At 76.3% G+C, this 1665-nt stretch carries 2 protein-coding genes; one reads left to right on the top strand and one right to left on the bottom strand.

All coding sequences use genetic code 11. From position 1 onward, the window contains the following. Nucleotides 1-180, bottom strand: a 180-nt coding sequence (locus tag DLJ47_RS34830) for an IniB N-terminal domain-containing protein (RefSeq protein WP_199236138.1), incomplete at its 3' end; no start/stop codon positions are given. Nucleotides 181-480: 300 nt separating this feature from the next. On the opposite strand from DLJ47_RS34830, the gene DLJ47_RS34825 reads away from it, so the two are divergent. Next, a partial coding sequence (locus DLJ47_RS34825) for an Hsp70 family protein (RefSeq protein WP_109906561.1) occupies nt 481-1665 on the top strand: 1185 nt, incomplete at its 3' end.

Genomic DNA, 1665 nt, shown 5'->3' with positions numbered 1-1665 from the left:
GAGGCCGTGGACGGGGGCGTAGTCGACCACGAGGGGGACGACGTCCTGCACGTCGGCGGCGGTGATGTCGTTCAGGCCGGCGGCCCGCAACGCGCCCTCCGGGTCGAGGTCGAACGCCGACCGCGCGTCCGGGTCGGTGAGCAGGTTGAGGACGAAGTCGTGCAGGGTCTGGTGCGGCATGGTGCCAGTTCTCCTCGGTTGGCGTCGGTGACCGTCGATCGTCGACAGCGACCGTACGGCCGGGGGCCGGCACCGGGCATCGGGGAACGTCCCGCAACCCGCCCCGCCGGATTAGGGTGTCCGCCCCCTCGTCCGTTAGGGGGACTGGGGACTCGGGCCGGCCAGAGTTAGGGTCCCGATCCGGGAGTGATCTCTGGTACGAACGTAGGAGCCCACGGGGGTTCCACCGGGGGTGGTCGCCGACCGGTGCCGACGCCGTCGCCACCGGCCGGGCCGACTCGCGGTGAGGAAAGAAAGCGGATGCCGTACGTCCTGGGGATAGACATCGGAAGCACCACCACCGTGGCCAGTGTGGCCCGGCGCCGTGGAGCGACCTGGACCCGGCCCGAGGCGGTCACGCTGGATGACGGTTCGGTGACCGTACCGTCGGTGCTGCGGCTGTCGGCGGACGGCATGTTCCTGGTCGGCGAGCCCGCCGTCGCCGAACCCGGCCGGACCGCCCGCGGCTTCGTCCGCCGGGTCGGCGACGACGTGCCCCTGCTGCTCGCCGGCGAGCCGTGCTCGCCCCAGACGCTGACCGCGGCGCTGGCGACCTGGGTGGTGCAGCGCGTCCACGACCAGGAGGGCGAGCCGGCCGAGGCGGTCGTGCTCAGCCACCCCGCCGGCTGGGGCCGGCACCGGCGCGACCTGCTGCGCGACGCGCTGCGCGAGTTCGGGTTGACCGGGGTGACCCTGCTGCCCCGCACGGTCACCGTGGCCGAGAGCCATGCCGCCCGCGGCTTCCCGGGCGGCACGGCGGCCGTGTACGCGCTCGGCGGCGCCACCTTCGAGGCGGCCCTGGTGCGCCGCACGCCGCGCGGCACGTACGAGACGTTCGGTCTCCCGCAGGGGCTCGACCGGCTCGGCGGCGCCGACTTCGACGAGGCGCTGGCCGACCACGTGCGCACCGTGCTGGCCCGGGAACTCGGCGCCGCCGGCCGGCGGACGGCGCACGCCGTGCTGCGCGGCCTGCTGCCGGAGTGCGAGCGGGCCAAGCGCGAGCTGACCGTGGACGCCGAGACCGACGTGCTGCTGACCCTGCCGACCGGCCCGGCCCGGGTGCCGATCAGCCGGACCGCGTTCGAGGAACTGGTCCGGCCGGCCGTGCAGGCCACCGTCGACCTGCTGGTGCGCACCGTCCACTCCGCCGGGTTGCGGCCGGCGCAGCTCGACGGCGTTCTGCTCGCCGGGGGGTCCACCCGGATCCCGCTGGTCGCCGAACTGCTCGCCGCGGCCATCCCGGTGCCGGTCGAGGTGGAGCCCCACCCGCAGCTGACCGCCGCCACCGGCGCTGCGCTGGCCGCCTGCCAGGTGGTCGCGCCTCGCGCGCCGCGACGGGCGCCGGAGCCCGTCCCGGTTGCCGGGCCGGGCGGCACCGACGCCCCCGCCCCGGTCAGCGGCGCGGGCCGGGCGGCCGTGCCGGCCCAGCGCCGGCCGGTCCAGGTC

The organism is Micromonospora sp. S4605, from assembly GCF_003176715.1.
Classification (GTDB): Bacteria; Actinomycetota; Actinomycetes; order Mycobacteriales; family Micromonosporaceae; genus Micromonospora; species Micromonospora echinaurantiaca.
This window is presented reverse-complemented; position numbering and strand designations above follow the sequence as displayed.